At 46.0% G+C, this 16,409-nt stretch carries 17 protein-coding genes; 8 read left to right on the top strand and 9 right to left on the bottom strand.

The genetic code is table 11. From position 1 onward, the window contains the following. Window positions 1–675: 675 nt before the first annotated feature. Window positions 676–1,542: a RepB family plasmid replication initiator protein gene (locus ACO6VX_RS21385; RefSeq protein ID WP_010260494.1), complete on the bottom strand. Its 867-nt coding sequence runs from the start codon at window positions 1,540–1,542 to the stop codon at window positions 676–678. A gap of 386 nt (window positions 1,543–1,928) precedes the next feature. Continuing rightward, window positions 1,929–2,132, bottom strand: a complete 204-nt coding sequence (gene hha / locus ACO6VX_RS21380) for a hemolysin expression modulator Hha (protein WP_172607959.1) — start codon at window positions 2,130–2,132, stop codon at window positions 1,929–1,931. A 276-nt stretch (window positions 2,133–2,408) separates the two neighbouring features. On the opposite strand from hha, the gene ACO6VX_RS21375 reads away from it, so the two are divergent. Together ACO6VX_RS21375 and ACO6VX_RS21370 are read left to right on the top strand one after the other, a co-directional pair. Further along, a complete protein-coding gene (locus ACO6VX_RS21375; RefSeq protein WP_235765230.1) occupies window positions 2,409–2,603 on the top strand; it encodes a phospholipase D-like domain-containing protein in 195 nt (64 codons plus the stop codon). Continuing rightward, window positions 2,548–3,945 carry a DUF1173 family protein gene (locus ACO6VX_RS21370; RefSeq protein ID WP_422431956.1) on the top strand — a complete coding sequence of 466 codons (1,398 nt, stop codon included), beginning with the start codon at window positions 2,548–2,550 and terminating at the stop codon, window positions 3,943–3,945. The genes ACO6VX_RS21375 and ACO6VX_RS21370 overlap by 56 nt, the downstream gene beginning before the upstream one ends. Window positions 3,946–4,003: 58 nt before the next feature. Here the strand turns inward: ACO6VX_RS21370 and ACO6VX_RS21365 are convergent, their stop codons facing one another. From ACO6VX_RS21365 to ACO6VX_RS21350, 4 genes are all read right to left on the bottom strand, one after another. Continuing rightward, window positions 4,004–4,231 carry an Imm74 family immunity protein gene (locus ACO6VX_RS21365; protein ID WP_008924478.1) on the bottom strand — a complete coding sequence of 76 codons (228 nt, stop codon included), beginning with the start codon at window positions 4,229–4,231 and terminating at the stop codon, window positions 4,004–4,006. A gap of 1 nt (window position 4,232) precedes the next feature. Continuing rightward, window positions 4,233–5,396 carry a PAAR domain-containing protein gene (locus tag ACO6VX_RS21360; RefSeq protein ID WP_172607958.1) on the bottom strand — a complete coding sequence of 388 codons (1,164 nt, stop codon included), beginning with the start codon at window positions 5,394–5,396 and terminating at the stop codon, window positions 4,233–4,235. Beyond that, window positions 5,393–6,199 (bottom strand): DcrB-related protein, encoded by an 807-nt coding sequence (locus ACO6VX_RS21355; RefSeq protein WP_422431959.1) that lies wholly within the window; start codon window positions 6,197–6,199, stop codon window positions 5,393–5,395. Before ACO6VX_RS21355 ends, ACO6VX_RS21360 begins: the two co-directional genes overlap by 4 nt. Window positions 6,200–6,455: 256 nt before the next feature. After that, window positions 6,456–7,820 (bottom strand): RES domain-containing protein, encoded by a 1,365-nt coding sequence (locus tag ACO6VX_RS21350; RefSeq protein WP_422431961.1) that lies wholly within the window; start codon window positions 7,818–7,820, stop codon window positions 6,456–6,458. Between the two features lie 197 nt (window positions 7,821–8,017). Between ACO6VX_RS21350 and ACO6VX_RS21345 the strand changes: the two genes are divergently transcribed. The 6 genes from ACO6VX_RS21345 (at window position 8,018) to ACO6VX_RS21320 (ending at window position 12,555) form a co-directional block, all read left to right on the top strand. Next, window positions 8,018–8,692, top strand: a complete 675-nt coding sequence (locus tag ACO6VX_RS21345) for a hypothetical protein (protein WP_172607955.1) — start codon at window positions 8,018–8,020, stop codon at window positions 8,690–8,692. 20 nt (window positions 8,693–8,712) lie between these two features. Then, window positions 8,713–9,432: a hypothetical protein gene (locus ACO6VX_RS21340; protein ID WP_422431963.1), complete on the top strand. Its 720-nt coding sequence runs from the start codon at window positions 8,713–8,715 to the stop codon at window positions 9,430–9,432. A gap of 68 nt (window positions 9,433–9,500) precedes the next feature. After that, window positions 9,501–9,683 carry a hypothetical protein gene (locus tag ACO6VX_RS21335; RefSeq protein ID WP_422431965.1) on the top strand — a complete coding sequence of 61 codons (183 nt, stop codon included), beginning with the start codon at window positions 9,501–9,503 and terminating at the stop codon, window positions 9,681–9,683. A gap of 659 nt (window positions 9,684–10,342) precedes the next feature. Beyond that, window positions 10,343–10,936, top strand: a complete 594-nt coding sequence (locus ACO6VX_RS21330; protein ID WP_422431967.1) for a hypothetical protein — start codon at window positions 10,343–10,345, stop codon at window positions 10,934–10,936. Then, window positions 10,933–11,700: a hypothetical protein gene (locus ACO6VX_RS21325; protein ID WP_422431969.1), complete on the top strand. Its 768-nt coding sequence runs from the start codon at window positions 10,933–10,935 to the stop codon at window positions 11,698–11,700. The genes ACO6VX_RS21330 and ACO6VX_RS21325 overlap by 4 nt, the downstream gene beginning before the upstream one ends. 108 nt (window positions 11,701–11,808) lie before the next feature. After that, entirely contained in the window at window positions 11,809–12,555 is a 747-nt protein-coding gene (locus ACO6VX_RS21320; RefSeq protein ID WP_422431971.1) for a hypothetical protein, read from the top strand. A 349-nt stretch (window positions 12,556–12,904) separates the two neighbouring features. Here ACO6VX_RS21320 and ACO6VX_RS21315 read toward each other — a convergent pair whose 3' ends face one another. From ACO6VX_RS21315 to ACO6VX_RS21305, 3 genes are all read right to left on the bottom strand, one after another. Beyond that, window positions 12,905–13,603, bottom strand: a complete 699-nt coding sequence (locus tag ACO6VX_RS21315) for a hypothetical protein (protein ID WP_422431975.1) — start codon at window positions 13,601–13,603, stop codon at window positions 12,905–12,907. A 128-nt stretch (window positions 13,604–13,731) separates the two neighbouring features. Then, window positions 13,732–14,529, bottom strand: coding sequence for a hypothetical protein (locus ACO6VX_RS21310; RefSeq protein ID WP_172607948.1), 798 nt, complete (start codon window positions 14,527–14,529; stop codon window positions 13,732–13,734). A 16-nt stretch (window positions 14,530–14,545) separates the two neighbouring features. Then, window positions 14,546–15,922, bottom strand: a complete 1,377-nt coding sequence (locus tag ACO6VX_RS21305; protein WP_172607947.1) for a hypothetical protein — start codon at window positions 15,920–15,922, stop codon at window positions 14,546–14,548. Window positions 15,923–16,409 lie beyond the last annotated feature (487 nt).

Genomic DNA, 16,409 nt, shown 5'->3' with positions numbered 1-16,409 from the left:
CCTAAAGCATCTAGAACTAAGCAATAGATCGTGTGTGCTGGCGGGATACGGTTGGCATGAAAGAGAATGTGCGCTGGCGGGATGTCATTTCCCAAAGGAAAATGTGTGCTGGCGGGTATTAAAAAGCACAGGACTTCAACATATGTTCTGGCGGTTCTGCTTACAGGCAGTTCCTCAAAAAGCCGTATATAACGGGCTATATGGAGCAACTGACTGATAAGGTGGACGCCTATTTACTTTGCAGAAGCAAAGAAATGCAGGCTGACAGGCTTTTTTCTTCATTTTGGATACAGAAATGTGTGCTGGAGGGATACGAGTTTAGGTGAAACTAAAATGTGTCATGGCCGGTTAAGCCCGTCCGAAAGTCACGATCATGTGTGTTGGCGGCAAACTGAGCTTCAGGAACTTCAGAAAAGTGTGTGCTGGCAGGATAGGTTATCCTGAATGACTCATAATTATGTGCGTTAGCGGGAGATTAATGTGTGCTGGAGGGGATCAGCTGTGCTTAAATTACCCGAGAGTGTGTGCTGACGGGCTGCTGTTAAGAGTCAGAGCCCTTAATATGTGCCCTGGCAGGTTTCCGGAACAATGCATTGACTGAGCATGTGCGCTGGCGGGATAGCATAATTACTGTTCTGAAGTGGAGGGCTGTCTAAGGCCCCCGATAGCACACATTCAGATGTCAGCTGGTTTAAGTTTGGGGTTACGCTTATGAATAATAACGAAATTTTCCCGCGCTTTACGAACCAGTGAGAATTCCAGGTAACCTATCTTTTGTAACTGCTCAAGCGCTTTTTTGATTGTGCGGTTTTGTTCGCTTACAGAACTGCTGAGAGAGAGACGTTCACGTAAACGTGAAAAGCTTACCGGAATAGGATTGGCTGGAAGGCTTTCAATGAAAGTGTAAATAGCCTGAGCCGCTTCCTTCTTGGGTAGTGCTTTGATTGCATGTTGCTGAAGAAGGACTCTGTAGTCCAGCTGAAACAGTTCCCAGAGTTTTTCATCCGCTTCAAGCTGGACGATATCTTTTTCAGCATCAAAGTAGCCTGTTTTCAAAAGCCCTGTCTGATAACTTCCCTTAGCATCACGTCCACGTTTGAAAGAAATTGATTTATTACGTAATTTCCCCAAAGACTCATGGATCGAAAGGCGTAGCCTGCCGTCTATACGTTTAGCAGAAAAGCCACACCCTTTAGCAAACTCAGTGAATTTCAGTTCAATTTTATTCGATGTCAGTCCGTGTCGGCTGAAAGCATAGATAACTCCTATCCACACTTTGAAGTCACTATCCATATCGAGTCGCGGACCTGAAATATTGATATGATCGTAACCTTCAGCCCGGGCAATCTCCAGCTGTGAAAACAATTCCGAAGCATCAACAATATTGTTTTCACCCTGTGATTTTGTGGGTTTAGGCACGAAAACACCAAGGCGCATCAATGCCACTGGCTGAACAGTATTGTTAGAATTAACTGTGAGCTGTTTTTCTTTACTGACCATGTCACTATAAAGTGCATCGCCAATGAATGACTTATCTGTCATATAGTTATCTCAACTCTGCGTCACAGGATCTTCCTGTTACTAAAAATGGCTTCTATCCCAACAGCACACACACTACATCCCAACAGCACACATTACCAGCCCACCAGCACACATGATTTTCCCTTCAGAACACATGTTTATCCCGCCACCACACATCATAAAAGTGCTTCAGGCCTTATGTGGCAGGGCCTGAGAGACAGCGGGATCTTTTAGGAGCTATAAGGATCTAAATTGGTAAGTTATTGGATCGAGCCTGTGCAAATGTGGATAAACGATCTTCTTTGCTAACGCGCCTGCGGCTTGTTCAACTGACGGCGCACACACAAACAATTTGTGTGTGCGCCGTCAGTTACCGGTAAAATCTTGCTGCTACTCCATGCAGTCTCTCATTTAACGAATTTCCATACGTGTGGCGGAACGCGATCAAACAACTTTCCCATTGTCAATTCAGCTTTACGATGATCATATGCTGAGTTAATTGCGAACTCTTCTTTCGAGTCACCTTTGTATTTCAGGTGCTCATATACAGCCTCCAGCGTATCAATCGAACGACAACGTCTGAATCGCATCAACCAATCTGTTTTTGTCATTTTTCCCTTATGCCAGTTCTGACCTGCAGGCGGGCTTTCACAGGACTGCACCGCTCTGATACTCATCATATATTTTAAACGCCCAGGTGCCGGTTCTGCCGAAGTGTCTCTGTACGAATTTACAAATGTTCCAGTAGCAGAAGCGCTTGAAAGCTATCAAAACGGGGTGTACTCGTAAGAGTGGTGGTTGATGAAAAAAAGTCACGGCAGCTGGTTACTGATTAACGGACTGCCGATTCGGGTGTTCCGGTCAGAAAGGATACACAGTAAAGTATTATGCATAACGAATTTATTACGACAGGAAAAAGTGGCGTGCAGACCGGAGCGTTTAATTACACCTCATCGGCTGAAAAACGTAATGCTGAGAATGCCCTGGTTATCCGGGGCAATTCATTCCTGAGTCAGCAGTATCAGAATGAATTTAACCGCCTTTGGGCAGAGTCATCGCCCGTACAGTGCAACTATTCATGATCTACAGGCGAAATATAATCTGCTGAGCGGACTGTATATGACAAAGAAAAAAGTTTATCCGGTTCACTTCACTGGTCAGCGGGGCCAGCAGGAGGCGTCTGAGGCTTTCCAGCTGAATGAAATATCCGCCTGGCAGCGCTGGCTTAAGCACTCCCGGGATAATAAAAAAACTACAGTGGTGACCTGCAGGTGTCTGCCGGCGGAAAGTGATCCTGTCAGGAGGCGCCTGAAAGTTCACTACTCCCGGGATACCGAACGCTGCTGGCTATCTTCATACGCGTTTACAGGTAATGAGCATAAACCTGACTGCCGGTTTTATTCGGTGTGCTCTGATGAACGTCAGGCAGAGATTTATCAGGGAGAAGCTGTCCGTGCTGCAGCGGATGGCACAATTGTGGTCAGACTGCCCACGGGCCTGCAGAAAAAGGCACCTTCTGATGTAAAACCGGCTCAAAATGTCTCAGATGACGAACCGGTCAAACGAAAACGACGGCCATCGATGAGCCTGCTGGGGCTTCTGCACCTGTTGTGGGAGCAGTCTGGTATTAATGTCTGGCACCCCGCTTTCGATAAAAAGAAACGTACCCCTGGCTGGGTGAGCTGGCACCTGCAGCAGACTGCGGCCCGGATTCGTATTGGTCGCGTGCCACTGGAAGAATCCCTCCTGCTCATGGCCCTGAAAGGTACTCAGCAGGTTATCGCCAACCGGGAGCATCTGAGAGCAGCCGAAAAAAGCAAAAGGCGACTTATTGTGGTTTCCATGTTGGCTGGCTGGAGTGAGGCCGGTGAAGCACGGCTCCAGGCAATGCTGCCGCTGGGGCTGTTTTCTGGCTTTCCTGATCTGGTTATGCCTGAAGACGTTCGTCACCGCTTGGAGCGGAGCTTTAGCCGCGAACTCGGGGACTGGCGAAGGGGAATGAAAGTCGTGGTTATCGCTGAAACAGAGCCGCCTGAAACGTCGTTCAGAAAAGTAGACGGGCGTAACCGGCCGTCGAGCTGCAGTACCGTGCTCGATGTGGCGCTGATGACGGTCAGTCCACGCTTTATTCCGCTCGATTCCGGCTATGAGGCGGCTGTCGAAGACAAACTATGGAAGGAAGAACGTGCCTTCATCAAGCCTCTGCGCTACGACGGTGAGGAAGACGTATTCCCGGACTTCGTTCTGAAGGACGTGAAAGGCGTGGATGCGCTGCCAATGGAAGTTTTCGGAATGAACACACCCGAATACCTACAACGTAAACAGGAAAAATCTGCCCATTATGATGTGGAATATGGTCAGGGCCGTTGGTGGTACTGGGAGGCAGCAGGCAAAATGGAAATGCCACCATTCCCGTCTGTCTGAAAGTCCTGGCGGGATTGAGACGTGAAGGTGATTAGCAAGTCACCTTCACTGGGAATATTTAAACAAACTTCAGGACCATATGAGACCCCTGAGTTTTTTTGACTGCTTCATCGATATAGTGCTGACGAACGGCATCAGTTACGGGTTCACTTTCGTAGGGGGGTTCAAATTGTTTCATAGTGCTTGTTTCAGCCACGAAACCACCCACGACCATTTCACCTTCTGCCCTGATTTTTTTTCCGTCTATATCGAGCATCACATATGAACTGGTGCCTGTAATTTTCATATCAGTTATCCCTTACAAAAATGACTTTTTCCGTCTGTGATACCGGATCGATTGTGGTGATTTTCGTGACGTTATCATTGCCCATCAGGCGCGGTAACTCAACGTTTTCCCAAATATTACCTTCACGCAGTGACTGTCCCACGACGGCCCTGACTTCTCCAGATACCTGTTTTGCATAAGATGCTGAGACGTCCTCCCAGGCCTTGATGCTCTGCGGGTTGTCGAAATCCCATTCAGGCATTTTAATGTTTTTATCTTTGATTGTGGACTCAAGCGTGACACCGCCCCGGGACTTGGCAATGCCTTCTGCGACGTCAGGGCCGCCGACACCTTCAGTTCGTCCTGACCAGAAAAAGGCACTGTCCGGATCGGTGGCCAGCTGGGGTTCTATTTCTTTGAGGTTGATGAGGCTCTTAGGCGTGTTGCGCCATGCATTGAAGGCTGAGCCTCCTTTTGCGCCGGCAAGGCCTCCAGCAAACGCACCGCCCAGCGAAAGCCACTTCTGACCGTCAGAACCTTCGCCCCATAATTTCCCGCCTATGTAAGCGCCACCATAGCCTCCACCCATGCCTCCCGCAAAACCAAGCAGGGCTATGGCCGGCCCAGCCAGAACGGCAGTGGCAGCGAGGCCTACACCCAGCAGCACTCTGTCAACCCAGTCCGGAATTTCCGGACTGATTATGTCAGTCTGCTCTTTACTGCCACCAATGTAGACGTTGGGGGAGCCATCACTGATTACACCACTGCATGTCAGGCGGTCCCCCGTCCTGGCTGCGGGAAGTCCATTGATGAATACGCGTGAAGACCCTTCTGCTACACGCTGAAGGGCCGTGCCGTGCTCGTCACAGTCACCCACCGACATATGCGACATCACCGCCGGCCTTCCGTTGATGAACACGTTTGATGAACCGGTGACCAGATGGCCGGTTTCGTGGTGGGGTGCCCACGACATGCTGCCCAGAACTTCTCCCAGCCCGCCGCCACCTGCAGCACCAGCGATCGTCGCGGCCAGTACTACGGTTCCTACGCCCCCCGTGGCCAGCGTTAACGCCGCGCCGGCAATGGCCCCGCCTATCAGACCGAGCACCAGCCAGCCTTTAGAGGCAGAATGTTCTATGCCGTCCCCCACTCGTGCAGCGGAAAAGGCTTCAGCTGCACCACTCATTTTTCATTTATCCTCTGGCTGAGGTAAGCCTCAACAGCTTCAGCTGTATCCAGGCCGTTAACACCCCGGACACTTCTGGCCAGAAGCAGGCTTGATTTGAGTCCCGGAGTTCTGGCACCGGTCATCTTCCACAGCGCAAAGCGGCCAGCATGCTCGCCGTCAGGTATCGGAGACAGCATCAGCGGCTCGCCGGCAGCGTCAAAGAACAGATAACTGCCGTTCCTGGCCCGACTGAGATCAATAGATGAGTAGAGATCAGAAATTGAAGGGAACACGGTAAGTTCGCGGCTGTCACGGTCAAAGCTGAAGAAGATTTCCTGACTGTCGGCGGAGATCTGGCTGCCCCGCGCGGGTGAACCTTGTGCATCGTCCGGAAATGTAATGCTGTCCGTGATGTTGTCGTAGATGCGGCTATGGTAATCGTCAAACGCATCCGGGCAGGTGCCAATGAAGCAGAGCAACTTTTTCCCAGTACTGAATTCAGATGTCAGTACAACCCTTTGTTTCTGAAAGATGATTCTTTCGCCAGATTTGAAACTGTAAAACAGTTCCAGTGCCTGCCTGCCATTTATTTCGGTGAGCCGGGCATGATTAAGTGAGAGATCCTGCAGGGTAGCCTGCAGTTCGGATGACAGTCTTTGAGATACTGACTGAAGCGTGTCTTCTGCAGCAGCTGTTGCGCGTGAAATCACGAAGGTGAATTCATTGGCATTCGTATGGCTGAGGGTAAAGAGGTTCATGGTGCGATCGCGGAATACGTCAGGCACCGTTACGTTGCAGTCCTGCAGGGTATATTCAGACATCTAAAGCTTCTCCGTTCCGTGAGTCCGGACCAGAATATCAGCGTTTCAAAAAATGATCTCCCTATGATCCTGTCCGAAAGTTAATCCGGGAGGAGATGCAATAGGCCGGGGTGATGTATGCCTCAAGCGATATTATTCCGCGGCCTTAGCACCATCTGGCGGGAAGGCAACCGGTACGCCAATGCAGGCGTCATGCCAGATGACTTTCAGAAACGTAAAAAGGCGGGGTGGCCCTTTCCGCCTTAATTCAAATGCCTTAAGTCCCTACTGACGTCCGGTCAGTCTGAGCGCCCCCAGTCAGGTTGGCACTGAACTTCAGCGCAATGTCAGCAGGAAAAGTGTCATACTGTACACCGGTTACAAAATGTACCTTAAGGCCTGCAGTATCCATCACAAGATCTGCTTTATTAAATTTTTTATGAAGGTTAGTAGATGGAGAAGAATTAAGTTTCGCTTGGTCCAAAGAGGTAATCGACGGGCTGGGATACCAAATGTCATCTTCGGCATTTTCGTACATTTCAACCCTGTATTTTACGCCGTTCGCACCTCCATTTCTCACGCGAGACGAATTTCTGAACAGAACGATATTATATTTAGCATCATCCTTATTTTCGGGGTGTGCACTCTGCGTTGAATGAAACATTATGCCGTCCAGCTTTAGTGAATCAGAAATGCTGAGGTATTCTGAAACAGCCTGAGTTATCAGATATTCGCTGTCCGTCCGGGCAGCTGTTACGGGGACCGTGAGCTTTCGTAATAAGGTTCTGAGGAACGATGTGACTTCAATCTGGCCAAGTGTTTCCGGATCGAACAGGCTGCCCTCTTTTATTACGATGTGTTCAAGCGCCGACAGGTCAAGAATACGCATCGGGCGCGTTGGTCTGAAGGGTGCTACTACCACCACACTACCTACAGCGGGTCGGACCTCGGCAATTGCCGTTTCACGACTGGCTGCGCCGTAGAACACCGGTACACCCGGAGCGTTCATCCTTCCGGCTTGAGCCTTGGCTGAAGGTGGCGGACCGAAATTACGCTCAGGATGTTCTAACTCTGCTTTGATTTTATTGTAATCATCAAACGCTCTCGCCCTGTACATAACATCATTTTCATCAATGATCCTGATTGTCACGCCGGATGAAATGTATGCTTGTTCCACGCCCGAAAATATCCGGTCAAGAAAGGTGCGCAGGCTACTGTTAAAATAGCGACTTTCGGTCTCTAGCGACTTCTTGATTTTTTTCCATGTGTAATCAAATTCCGTTACTTCAAATGGCTCTTTAACATAAACATAGAAAATACTGTACGTTTCATCTTCCCATTCATTATATTTCTCACAGAGAAGATCAAATATATCCCGGCAGGCCGCTTCATTCACGCCCAGTTCCTCTGATATGACTTCCTCCGTGGTAGCCCCGAACGCAAAGTTTTCGTTTTCAAAATATGATGTGTAGTAACCATTAAATACCGCATGCATACGGTCTGCGACGTCACTTAGCTCAACCGTGCTTTCTGCCTGTCCGCAGTAACTGCACGGTTCCCCGCTTTGTCCATGCGATCGGATATGCTGGCTGACGTAAGAGTCTTCGATGCAGACGTCACAGATGTACTTTTCTTCGTCCATAGTTTTTTTGCTTTTATCTGACCGGATTATGTCTTTCCATTTTACCTGATAGCACTGCGCTGGCTCGCATTTCTTTTTTTTACACAGTGACCAGGCATGAAGCAAAAGGTGACTGGTAAATAGGCCTGACATTGACAACGGATGAAGGCATACTTTATAGCTCTCAAGTTACACTTTCCATTCAGGGGTGATTGGTGATGGAACAACACACCTTCATAGACCGTTTTTTTCATAGTAGTAAAGAGCTAGCAGACTTCAGGAACATGGGGGAACGTGACATAAATACGCTTTTCAGCTTCCTTAATAACCTGCACTCATTTCAAGATCGCATTCGCATGCAATTTGATTTAAGCATTGCTCAACACCCGGAATTCAAGCTTCTGAGGATTATCAGAAACTATTTCCATCACGTCGGGGATGTTGATGAATTCAGAGTATTTAATGCCAGGAATGAATTTTCACTTAGCCATACAGAAATGATTATTATCCCCGTCTCTGTGATAGCTAAAGCCGTATTAAACACGAAAAAAAGACGTGATGGCTTAAAAGAAATTGAGTCTATATGTGAGTTTATCGATGGATTTGAATATATATCAGAGCAGGATTCATTTCTGGCTCAGGGACGTTATCTTATTCATGAGGGAAAAAATTATTACCCTGGGTTCGACCTTTTTAAGTGTATTTATAACATAACAAACGTAATAGCTGACATGTGCCGCGAAACGCCAGAGTTTTCACAGAAACAATGTGTGCTTTCGCTCGATAGTACTTATACTAGTGATAATAATATAGGGAAGTTCAATCTATACTGTCACGCCGGAAATGTTCCATTCCTCTCAACTGAAGGATATATATTTCCTTCTCAAAACTGAGTATATGGTGAGGTTGCATAATGTTAAGAAATCTGGAAAGGATGAAACATGCCCTCACTGAGTGGGCTATAAAAGAGGGCATGTTAGGTGATGCGCATTTTTATACCCGGAAGGAATGGAACAAACGAAAAGAAGAGGTGCATGACGATGCGCTGATGGTCATGGTGATTGACGGTAGCGGGTTATGGAACCTGGTGAACACGGGGTGTGACACCACTGAATTTGAGGATCTGATTGAGTCCTTTGGCTTCTGGTATGAACTGGGTTATTCCTGGAGCATAGGATTTTATCCTACCGATAATTATGACTACCGCAGGCTCAACGGTACCTATGCCTCAAAACTCTGCGATCCGAGATGGAAACGGAAAGCCTCTCTGGTAAAGGACGTGGCCGGTCACGAGTGCCAGGACTGTGGTGCAAACGGCTACTTGGAGGCGCATCACTGTTATTACACCACGATAAGTCAGGGCTATGAGCCATGGGAGTATCCGCTCAGTGCATTTCGCGCGCTGTGTTCTGACTGCCACCGGACACGCCCTGTTTCTGAAATCAGGATGCGTGCCTTCCTGGCTCGGCTGACCCAGTCCCAGCTGGCAGGACTTATTGATGGGCTGGACAATGGCTTTAACCGTTTTGAGGCCGATTCGTTAATTCAGTTTATGCAGAAAGCGACATTTCAAAAGAAACCTATGGATGAGGCGCTTATGCTTCTGAAAATAAACACTGATATCTATGACTGAATTATCTGAAGAAATTCCTTCAGGATGTTATTTTCCCAAGTCTATATTCAATTTTTAAAGGAAATAAAATGCAAGCAAGTGATTTTAATAATCCTTTCGTCAGTAGTGTTGCGATTAAGGTAAGGGGGTTCAATAATTTAATTTTTATGCTGGCTTTTAGAAGTGAGGATATCGATAAGAATTTTTCTTTCAATGAAAACGGCAGCCAAGCCCTTGGCTGGCCCGCTCATATAACTAACATGTATGCATAACGTAATATGTGGGACGTGGACTACAACCGTTTATATCAGATATGCATAATATCTCACTGTTCAGAGCTTGAGTATTTCTTCAAAACGCTTTTTGATAAATATCTACATCTTCCAAAAAAGAAAATAACTTTTACCAGAAGTTTGGTCTTGTTATAAATGAACTGAATAAAACGGGGATAGATTTTACCTCCATTCAGCAAGATATTGATCTGGTAGGTATTGCCTTTCAGGTCAGGCATATTGGTATCCATAACATGAGCATTGTGGATGAATATTTTCTGAAAAACACGAATGGACTCGGAACGCTGGGACATCCCTTTATCGTAGACCAGAAATTTGTGAGGGATACCTCATCGGCTATCGATAAGATCTTCAAGCGCCTCGACGACGCCCTTCCTCCTGTTCCCGCCGGACATTGCTTTTCCCGGCGGTACTAGGCATTGAGCGAAGAGAGCCTTGTGAGAAGGTAATGGCATCTCTGAATCCGATCTAAACCAGCGCTGGATGTGAATGAAGGGCACAGGAGAAAATCGTATGCAAATCTCTTGGAATTCCCTACCTGCATAATCGGGTCATAGGATTAAACCCAAAAGGTCTTCAGCCGATAAACAAAGTCATAATACCTAACAGGAACACACTTCAGATAAAGGATAACAGTCATGACCCGAGCAATAAGCGACAATGATTACCGTTCACAGAAAGCCGCGCTTTACAGCTTGATGGGCGAGTTTGCCGTAGAGTTTGAAATCATCTGCCTGAACATGCGCATGGGTATTACTATGCTGGCAACACAATCCGGGCTTCAGGATCAGAACATTATGCAAGCGGCGATGGCTGAATATTCAGCCGCACCGCTGCTGAAAGTATTCCGCTCCATGTTTATGGATTCTAAATGGATCACCACGGAGGTGGAACAATCCCTCAAGGACATAAACCGGAGAATGATAAAGCTCACTGAAACCCGTAATCAGTACATCCATGGTACGATTTTCGTAGGATGGGGTAACGGCAATGAAACTGAGTTTACTCACGCAAACGGACATAAAATTGTCAATACGAGTACAGGAACAGAGATAAAACATTTCACCGTTGATGAAGAAACCTTCAGGCCGATATTGAAGGAGTGCCGGGAACTCGCCGCGCTGGTTCAGGAAACGTGGACTGTTGCGCTGTTCGGCCATTTTTCAGCGCCGGATGCAGATGCCGGGACATCTACGGGATCTCAAGCAAATCAAAAGGAGGAATCGAAATGAGTTTTACTAAGCGGCTGCTTGAAGAGGCTGAAGAAGAAGAAGCGATGAATGAATGGCTTCGCGATCACGTCGATTGGGGCGTGGTGGAGGGCGATCCAGAATGGGAGGAAGCCAAACAAGAGTACCTGGCTGGCCTCACGTGGGAACCTGACTGGGAGCAAGAGAATTTCGAGCAAGAACTGGCGCGATTAACCCAGGACGATCTGGCCCACGCATCGTTCTTCAATCAGATGTCCGCTCTGGAAGATGATCTACCGGATTCACCGTCTGAGTCACTACTGAAAATGACCTATTCCTATTCCGTCACGCTGATGGAAACCTGCCTCGGTGACATGATTAAAAGCGTGGTGCTCAGTGATGACTATTATCTGAAAAATGCCATTACAAGCGTAACTGAATTAAAAATCATCAAGCTGTCGTTGATGGAGGTTTATTCAGACAGCGCTGTCGTTAAAAAGGTCGTATTAAAAACGCTCTCCGATTACCTGTATCATAATATTGAAAAAACCGTACCTGTATACAGCGCGATACTTGGCGAGAAGACGCCGGTGGACGTCAGAAATAACATGCCGTCGGTGATCCTAATCGCCAAAGTCCGGCATGACATTGTTCACCGTAACGGCGTGGATAAGGACGGCAACCACGTCCCACTGAATAAAGAAATCTTACTTAAGGCCATGAAGGACATTAAAGAATTCGTTAATCACATGAAGGTATCGATTGATGCTTCCATGTATAACCGCACTTTAAATCCTGTACCGTAATCTTTCTATAAAATACGGGAATCGTCATCCCGCTAAGGCCGTTAATAACCAGCCTTAGCGGGAATATTGCCCGAGAAATAAACCAATCAGGTATGTAAGGAATTTAGCATGACGATAATGGCTGACGATATATTCCTTGTTACAGGCCGCATTAGTGCGTCAATGACACTGGTCTCCGCACAGAAAGCTGTCTACCCTAAAGCACGTTCAAGTCATGTGGAATTGCACCTTGGCGATGGGACGTTGATCCATTCAACGGCGGATGGCGGAGTTCACCTAACATTTTTACTGGATGAGTTAAAGAGTATCAAAGATAACTGGAGTGTAATTCGCCTTAAAGGACTCAGCGAATCGGAACGGGATGGTTTAATCACAGCAGCTCTTTTTTTTTGGCAACAAAGCTATAATAAAAGGTTTTTTTTAAAAAGCGTGAGTCATGCATCTTTTTACTCAGAATTTATTGCAAAGGCTTATTTAAAAGCAGGCATGCCAATCCTTGCTGGAAAAAAACCAAGTCGAGTTGCACCTGCTCATTTTGATAAAGCTCTGGATAAACGGCTAGAATGGGAAGATGTCACCCATGAATATAATGATCTCATATCACGGATGCAGTCTGAAGAGTGGAAGTATCGTTTTGCTTTTTCAACTATACAGGGTGCGCTGAATAAAAGAAATGCACTGAGTAAGATGAGAACCGATGCATTTCAGTATATACAGGATGTTTCTCTGGTAACGGATGAGCAGAGTATGTTTGATCTCATTGAGTCATTGAAAAAACAACTCACGGAAAAGCGCACTCTGACCTTTTGGAATGAACGCGACTGTTTACCTTATAAAGATAAAGGTAAAAATTAGTTATAAGCCGAGGAAGGGTTTAAGCATGCTTTTCAGTAAGCATCAGTCATAATTTTACTTATCTGCAGGAGGCTTTATTAAAGGCCTCCTGAGATATTTTTAAAGCAAGTCAACCAGTACTGATTATGGCTTCCTGGGAGGAACTTTAGGCCCGTTTGCCGGGGCAAACGTCCGCTGCGGAGAAGCCGATGGCGCCGTCTGCTGCCCGTATTCCCTCGGCTGAAGACCCGTAACGTGATGACGTTGACCCCGCTGCACGCCTTCTGTCATTAACTGATTACCAGAGGTAGATTTTTGATAGCCCTCTCTTGCTACCTGAAGACCATCCATTGCGACTGCATGAAAAACATTATTCTTCGGCTGCGCCTTCTGATCCTGATCTTTCGACATTTTTAGGCACCTCTATGTAGTTTTCGAAAATTACCATCTTGCCGTACTCCTTAGACAGATACATAAAATTTGTCATCCAGAGCTGTTTTCCCGTCTCGGCATGCAAAACCGTCACATTTTCTAGGCCGAGCTCCTGAGTTTTGTCACTTTCATTATAAAGAAATATCGTTCCATGGAGCAGAAGATTATCTTCATGAAGGAGTGCATAGCAACTCCCGCCGTTTTTATGAAGAATCTCCAGAGAACGGATATAGGCGTTATCATCGCCATACTTATTGGATATGCCCTTCCTTAGCAAAAATTCATGTAACGATCTTCGGGTTGAGATAAAAACCCAAAAGAGTCCAAGCGGAACAGAAAGCAATCCGCCCCATAATATTTCTAACGGATTTAATTTTATTTTTTCTTCACCGTTCGCCACAGACCATACTGAAAGAAGATACCAATCGATAGACTTGGTATCTTTTATTCCATGGAAGATCTGATATCCCGAAATAAGCCCCTGCATCACCAGATAGGTTGTTATTCCAAAAACAATTGACATTAGTATGTAGCGAAAGGAATCCCAGGGTTTGTGCTGCGTGTAGGTATCATAAATCAATGCCATGATGACGCCGGGGATCATGATAGCAACAAGTGAAATGGTCAGAGCGTTCATTATTCTTCTCTTTCAGGTTGTTCCGAACATTCTACCATCATTACGATGAGACGCCGATGGTCGGTGTTTTGTCGTTGAAGGTATTTCTTCTCTTACCAGGTATTGAGAGTAGAGTTCCTGGATGTGGATCAGAGTGTCCACTTAGGGAGAATGCCAGCCTGTACGAGTGTTCCCCATGCGCTGAATACTGTAAAAATGACTGCCAGGATGCTCCAGAAAAGTGTCCAGTTCTTGATCTTGCTGTCCCGTTGTTCCCTGTCATTTTCATGTCGGTACTTTTCAAGTGTTTCAAGAGCCTTAGGCTGAGCGAGATAATTACCCGTGCCATCTATTTTCAGATCGCCACTTACAACCAGAGAGTTAAGGTAAAACCTTATCCTGTTGTGAGAGTTTGTGCTTTCAGGATGAAAAAGCCACTTTGAAGTATAAATTTTATTCATTACTGATATAGAGCTAATTCCATGTGGTTTGTCTTCGATAAAATATTCATCAAGTACAACACTCAGAATTTCCAGCCGATCCTTCATTAAAAGTGTCCGTTTGTTAAACCTGTACTGAGCATAGGAACGACGGAAGTTACCAGATAATGCTGTAATCTTATGAAATGTGTTTTTAAGTGTTAATTCTTTTAAGTTGTTATAAATAAACTCATTTGCTTTATAGTAATGTCTTACAGAAAAATATTGCTGATTTAAATCTTCTGGCTTTAATTCTGTCATGATTGAAAAGGCAGAGCCGTCATACTTTAATGCCTGAACTCGGCCCCCGGAGAAACTCTTGAACATGTATAGGTGTTCTTCGTTTTTTCCGGTGGTCATTCTTACATCATAAAAATCATAGTGAATTGCCACATCGAAATTTAATGTGATCCGGTCACTATCGTGCTTCTTTTTGTTAAATTGCTTAAGCCAGAACTGTATCATCATAATTTTAAGCTCGATTTTAATGATTTTTATCTTTCGTTTTTGACGTCATTAGCAGGAAATATGAAGGATGACTCTGAATTTCGGCAGAATGGCTGTGGCTATCATACAGCCCCTTCAGTAGCGATATAGCCCCGGTTGTCATTGTTACCCAGCTTGGTGCGCCTATGATCCCTATAACTGCCGGTGCGACATTCAGTAAAAGGTCTTTCTTACTTCTACGCTTATATGCTTCAATTTTTTGCTCAATATCACTCAGTCCTTCATCCCAGACTCTCTCTGTAAACCGTCTGTTTATCAGCTGCCTCCGGTAAGGGTCACTCTCTGCTTCCATATCAAAAGCAGTGTCACGTAACACCGCCCGGAATGCGTTAAAGCTCGACTCGAACTCGGTTCTGATGCTGAAAAGTTCACCGGGAGTTAGTCCCTCCAGAAACGGCACATCTACGGAAAGTTTGACTCTCTGAACTTCATCTTTCGGATCCAGCTTACGAAGAACTTCCCCCTGAAGAGGACAGTAGGTACCAAGGGACGCCCTTCCTGCATGAGCCTGCTCAAGATCAGCTATAAGATTCCTGTAATGAAAGAGAACGGTGCGGTTTTTTGCACCTTGCACCCACCTTTCATAGCTTTTTTTATCTCGGTGGGCACCCATCACAATATCCGAGAGCACTATGCCATCACCATTATCAGTGACTTTTCCGGCGTGCTGATACATATAGCCATTAGTATAATTGCTTCTGCAGCCCTCGATTTTAATCATGATTTCATTTGCTAAAGCTCTTTTGTCCAATAATTGAATCCTGTTGCTGCGCCCTAATCTCCCGATATTTTGTACAGATAATTTCTTTTCATAAAGTCGGGCTATTTCGGCCGGAAGATAGCGATAGATGAATTTCGACTCAGCATTATCAGTTAATATTCCGTTAGCCCTTTCGGATTCTTTAATTACCGATTCACTTCTTGTGAAAACAATAAATTCTCCCTGTATGAGGAGAAAGTTTTCCTTCGCAAAGCTTATAAATGAAGCTATCTCTTTTCTTAGTTTGTCTGACCTTTCATCGCTGTCAGTCTCGACAAATTTGTCAATGACGTTTTCCGTTAAGTTAACCCTGTGTCGCAGAGTCAGTGAATATAGGATGTCATCCAGGATGACCCGGTCCATTGAGAAAATTCCGCTTCGGTAGTTAGCAATGTTTTTATCTCCGGCCATATAAACATTGAGTCGGGAGGGTTGTAAAGCATTAGTAGCTTGGCTTATGAGCAGGTCTATTTTTTTGTTGTATTCATTTAACTCATTCAACAACTCACTGAATTCTATATCTGCATATCCATTGTTTAACAGTTCATCAACCCAGAAAAGGCTGTCAGTCAGAGCGTAGAGATTGTTATACATGGTTTGTTCCTTTTACCTGGCTTTTGGTCACAGCGATTGCCGCATGGCTGAGCTGTTTTCAGACGGGAAGGCCTTCATCTTACAACCATATGCGTGACCAGGCATCCAGCATAGAGTGCCTGGTATCGCCCCGCACCAGCCATATCTTGCATTTTTGTAAAAAAATCGAGTTTCATCAGACAGATAGCCGTGAAGAAACTGTACCCGCTCCTTTAGCGACGCCGCGTGTGCGAGCAGGCGTACCTGGTTATATTCCTTATAGCGGAAAAAAGGCCGATCCGTCCTTACCCGATCACCGATTTATTGCGGTCGGTTTTTCTGGACAGATGCGCGAAAATACGTTCCATGACCCCGGACAGCGGAGATTTAAAAATTGAGAGGGTTACCCCGCGAACTATCGCAGAATTCATCAAATTCATCGAAAGGAAATTCTGCGTGCTGAGATCTCATTCCCGGCAATGTGCTACCGGCAGGCTATGTCCAGAAA

It is taken from the genome of Pantoea sp. BJFS-204 (assembly GCF_049310725.1).
In the GTDB taxonomy this organism is placed as follows: domain Bacteria; phylum Pseudomonadota; class Gammaproteobacteria; order Enterobacterales; family Enterobacteriaceae; genus Pantoea; species Pantoea agglomerans.
The sequence above is the reverse complement of the archived record's forward strand: the minus strand, read 5'-3'. Positions and strand labels throughout refer to the sequence as shown.

What these genes read in the sequence shown, in the direction of transcription:
- ACO6VX_RS21370 (WP_422431956.1), top strand. Translation starts at nt 2,548, where the DNA reads ATGAATTTAACCGCCTTTGGGCAGAGTCATCGCCCGTACAGTGCAACT.
- ACO6VX_RS21320 (WP_422431971.1), top strand. Translation starts at nt 11,809, where the DNA reads ATGACGATAATGGCTGACGATATATTCCTTGTTACAGGCCGCATTAGT.
- ACO6VX_RS21365 (WP_008924478.1), bottom strand. Translation starts at nt 4,231, where the DNA reads ATGAAAATTACAGGCACCAGTTCATATGTGATGCTCGATATAGACGGA.
- ACO6VX_RS21330 (WP_422431967.1), top strand. Translation starts at nt 10,343, where the DNA reads ATGACCCGAGCAATAAGCGACAATGATTACCGTTCACAGAAAGCCGCG.
- ACO6VX_RS21340 (WP_422431963.1), top strand. Translation starts at nt 8,713, where the DNA reads ATGTTAAGAAATCTGGAAAGGATGAAACATGCCCTCACTGAGTGGGCT.
- ACO6VX_RS21315 (WP_422431975.1), bottom strand. Translation starts at nt 13,603, where the DNA reads ATGAACGCTCTGACCATTTCACTTGTTGCTATCATGATCCCCGGCGTC.
- hha (WP_172607959.1), bottom strand. Translation starts at nt 2,132, where the DNA reads ATGACAAAAACAGATTGGTTGATGCGATTCAGACGTTGTCGTTCGATT.
- ACO6VX_RS21305 (WP_172607947.1), bottom strand. Translation starts at nt 15,922, where the DNA reads ATGTATAACAATCTCTACGCTCTGACTGACAGCCTTTTCTGGGTTGAT.
- ACO6VX_RS21335 (WP_422431965.1), top strand. Translation starts at nt 9,501, where the DNA reads ATGCAAGCAAGTGATTTTAATAATCCTTTCGTCAGTAGTGTTGCGATT.
- ACO6VX_RS21310 (WP_172607948.1), bottom strand. Translation starts at nt 14,529, where the DNA reads ATGATGATACAGTTCTGGCTTAAGCAATTTAACAAAAAGAAGCACGAT.
- ACO6VX_RS21375 (WP_235765230.1), top strand. Translation starts at nt 2,409, where the DNA reads ATGCATAACGAATTTATTACGACAGGAAAAAGTGGCGTGCAGACCGGA.
- ACO6VX_RS21350 (WP_422431961.1), bottom strand. Translation starts at nt 7,820, where the DNA reads ATGGACGAAGAAAAGTACATCTGTGACGTCTGCATCGAAGACTCTTAC.
- ACO6VX_RS21385 (WP_010260494.1), bottom strand. Translation starts at nt 1,542, where the DNA reads ATGACAGATAAGTCATTCATTGGCGATGCACTTTATAGTGACATGGTC.
- ACO6VX_RS21360 (WP_172607958.1), bottom strand. Translation starts at nt 5,396, where the DNA reads ATGAGTGGTGCAGCTGAAGCCTTTTCCGCTGCACGAGTGGGGGACGGC.
- ACO6VX_RS21325 (WP_422431969.1), top strand. Translation starts at nt 10,933, where the DNA reads ATGAGTTTTACTAAGCGGCTGCTTGAAGAGGCTGAAGAAGAAGAAGCG.
- ACO6VX_RS21345 (WP_172607955.1), top strand. Translation starts at nt 8,018, where the DNA reads ATGGAACAACACACCTTCATAGACCGTTTTTTTCATAGTAGTAAAGAG.
- ACO6VX_RS21355 (WP_422431959.1), bottom strand. Translation starts at nt 6,199, where the DNA reads ATGTCTGAATATACCCTGCAGGACTGCAACGTAACGGTGCCTGACGTA.